Raw genomic sequence first — 3,307 nt, 5'->3', positions numbered from 1 at the left:
GCACGCGCCGGCGCGGGCCGGCGATCTGGCGCCGCACGGCACCACCATCGTGGCGGCGACGTTCCCCGGCGGCGTCGTGATGGCTGGGGACCGGCGCGCCACGATGGGCAACATCATCGCCCAGCGCGACATCGAGAAGGTGTTCCCGGCCGACGAGTTCTCGGCTGTCGGCATCGCCGGCTCCGCGGGCCTGGCCGTGGAGATGGTGCGGCTGTTCCAGACCGAGCTGGAGCACTACGAGAAGATCGAAGGCAGCACGCTGTCGATGGACGGCAAGGCCAACCGCCTCGCGGCCCTCATCCGGTCCAACCTGGGCATGGCCATGCAGGGCCTGGCCGTCGTACCCCTGTTCGCGGGCTTCGACCTGGCCTCCGACCAGGGCCGGATCTTCAGCTACGACGTCACGGGCGGGCGCTACGAGGAGACCGCGTTCCACTCGGTCGGGTCGGGCTCGCTCTTCGCGCGCGGATCACTGAAGAAGCTCTACCGCGATGACCTCTCCGCCGAGCAGACCGTCCAAGCGGTCGTCGAGGCGCTGTACGACGCCGCCGACGACGACTCGGCCACCGGCGGGCCCGACGTGACCCGACGCATCTTCCCGGTCGTCCAGGTGATGACCGCCGACGGTGGGCGCCGGATGCCCGACGCCGAGGTGGCCGCGATCGCCGATCGGGTGATCGCCGGCCGGATGACGAGCCCCGATGGCCCGACAGCCCCGCTGTCGGCCGCCCGCCCGGCGGAAGGTGCCTGACGCGATGAGCATGCCGTTCTACGTCTCGCCCGAGCAGCTGATGAAGGACCGGGCCGACTTCGCCCGCAAGGGCATCGCGCGCGGCCGGTCGGTCGCGGCCGTGCAGTACGCCGACGGGATCCTGTTCGTGTCGGAGAACCCGTCCGAGGCGCTGCACAAGGTCTCGGAGATCTACGACCGGATCGCGTTCGCAGCGGTGGGCCGGTACAACGAGTTCGAGAACCTGCGGATCGCCGGCGTCCGCCTCGCCGACATGCGGGGCTACGCCTACGACCGGCGCGACGTCACGGGTCGCGGACTGGCGAACGCCTACGCCCAGACGCTCGGCACGATCTTCTCCAGCGGCGGCGAGAAGCCCTACGAGGTGGAGTTGTTCGTGGCCGAGATCGGCGACTCGGCCGCCGACGACCAGCTCTACCGGCTGACCTACGACGGACAGGTCGCCGACGAGCACGGGTTCGCGGTGATGGGTGGGGCCGCCGAGACGGTGGCGGCGTACCTGAAGGAGCGCTACGCCGAGGGCGCGACGCTCACCGACGCCCTGCGGCTCGCCGTCGCCTCGCTCGGCCACACCGACTCCGAGGACCGGGTCATCCCGGTGGACGACCTGGAGGTCGCCGTCCTGGATCGGACCCGGACCCAGCCGCGGAAGTTCGCTCGGCTGCGCCCCGCCCGCCTCGAGGAGCTCCTGGGCGAGCGCGGACCGGCCGAGCACGCCGCCGAGCCCACGCCCGAACCCACGCCCGAACCAAGTCCGCCCACGGACGAGCCCCCGGTCGCCCCGCCCGGCTGACGGTCGCGACCGTCGCGGTTTGGTCACCAACGACATCCTTCGCCGTTCGATCTGTGTCGTTGGTGACCAAACCACACCACACGGCCGCCGCGTCCTCATCCACAGGTCGCTGAGGACCCGGTTTGGGGCATGCGCCGAACGCGCAACCTGCCGCCATGGGGAAGAAGACCACAGCGACAGATGACGACGACCAACCGATCCGCGGACAAGTCCGGCTGGTGAGCCATTGCCGCGTCAGCCACGGGCTCTACAAGCGGCGGCGCGAGGGCTTGAGCGACGACGAGGAGTATCGCCGAGAGCTCGCGGCCTATCGCTTGGTGCTGCCCAGGTCGGCCGTGTTCACCCACCTCACCGGCGCTCGGCTCCGGGGTTGGCGGCTGCCCAAGCTGCCGGAGCAGGTGCCGGTCTTCGTGGCGGTCCGCCTGAAGGACCCTCGACCTCGACGGCACGGCCTGATCTGCTCGCGTCTCTCGACCAGCCGGGCGCCCACCATGCTGCACGGTCTGCCGGTCGAGGAGCCCGAGGAGATCCTGCTCAGGATGGCGCGCGACCTGGGCACCCTCGATCTGGTGGTCGTCATCGATTCGGCACTCCGCGCGGGCGACCTGAACGCCGCACGGATGGAGCAGTTGCTCAGCAGTCGCAGGCCCGGGGTGCGGGTGCTGCGAGCGGCGTACGCCCTGGCCACGGACCGCAGCGAGTCGGCTGGCGAGACGATCCTGAGGCTCTTCCACACGGCGCTCGATGTGCCGGTGGATCCGCAGGTCGAGCTGTTCGACGACAACGGCACCTCGATCGGTCGTGTGGATCTGCTGCTGACCGGCAGGACTGACGCTCACGAGTACGACGGCGAGCACCACCGCGACAAGGACCAACACCGCGTCGACATGCGGCGCGAACGTGGCTGGGCGGGCACGCCGTACGTCCGGCGCGGCTTCGCGCTCGACGACCTGCTGAACCATGCCGCGGTCGTCATGCACGAGATCGACCGGGTGCTCGACCGGCCGCACCGGATCCGTCGGCTACACCGCTGGCGCCGTCTGGTCGACAACTCGCTCTACAGCGAGGCCGGACGCGACCGGGTCATGAACCGCTGGCGACGCCAGCACGGACTCATGGACTGGGCGCGGACCGGCTGACCCCGAGCCGCCGTGATCGCGGTTGGTGACCAAACCGCGACGGCGTCAGCGGCGCGCCTCGCGGCGGACATGCCTCCCGTGGCGACCAGGCTCCGCCTAGGCTGAGCGCGTGGACAGGCGGATCTTCGGCATCGAGAACGAGTACGGCGTGACGTGCACGTTCAAGGGCCAGCGCCGGCTGAGCCCCGACGAGGTGGCCCGCTACCTGTTCCGCAAGGTCGTGAGCTGGGGGCGCAGCAGCAACGTCTTCCTGCGCAACGGCGCGCGGCTGTACCTCGACGTCGGCAGCCACCCGGAGTACGCCACTCCCGAGTGCGACGACGTGGTCGAGCTGGTCACGCACGACAAGGCGGGGGAGCGGGTGCTCGAGGGCCTGCTGCTCGATGCCGAGCAACGACTCCACGACGAGGGCATCGCCGGCGAGATCTACCTGTTCAAGAACAACACCGACTCCGCGGGCAACTCCTACGGCTGCCACGAGAACTACCTGGTGAGCCGAGCGGGCGAGTTCTCCCGGCTGGCCGACGTACTGATCCCGTTCCTGGTGACCCGGCAGATCGTCGTGGGCGCCGGCAAGATCACCCAGACGCCGCGGGGCGCGAGCTACAGCGTGTCCCAGCGCGC

General features: G+C 70.3%; 4 protein-coding genes. All 4 read left to right on the top strand.

Annotated elements, in window-relative coordinates:
• A partial coding sequence (gene prcB / locus VGD85_RS20150; protein ID WP_331065216.1) for a proteasome subunit beta occupies positions 1-751 on the top strand: 751 nt, incomplete at its 5' end.
• Between the two features lie 4 nt (positions 752-755).
• Positions 756-1,544 carry a proteasome subunit alpha gene (gene prcA, locus VGD85_RS20145; RefSeq protein ID WP_331065215.1) on the top strand — a complete coding sequence of 263 codons (789 nt, stop codon included), beginning with the start codon at positions 756-758 and terminating at the stop codon, positions 1,542-1,544.
• Between the two features lie 218 nt (positions 1,545-1,762).
• Positions 1,763-2,683, top strand: coding sequence for a hypothetical protein (locus VGD85_RS20140; RefSeq protein ID WP_331065214.1), 921 nt, complete (start codon positions 1,763-1,765; stop codon positions 2,681-2,683).
• Positions 2,684-2,792: 109 nt separating this feature from the next.
• The coding region (locus VGD85_RS20135; RefSeq protein ID WP_331065213.1) for a proteasome accessory factor PafA2 family protein at positions 2,793-3,307 on the top strand (515 nt) is incomplete at its 3' end.

This window comes from Nocardioides sp., assembly GCF_036401255.1.
Taxonomy (GTDB): Bacteria; Actinomycetota; Actinomycetes; order Propionibacteriales; family Nocardioidaceae; genus Nocardioides.
Note: the sequence above shows the minus strand (reverse complement) of the source record. Positions and strands in the feature narration are given on the sequence as shown.

Bases quoted from the DNA above. Each gene is read 5' to 3' on its own strand.
- prcA (WP_331065215.1), top strand. From the start codon at position 756: ATGAGCATGCCGTTCTACGTCTCGCCCGAGCAGCTGATGAAGGACCGG.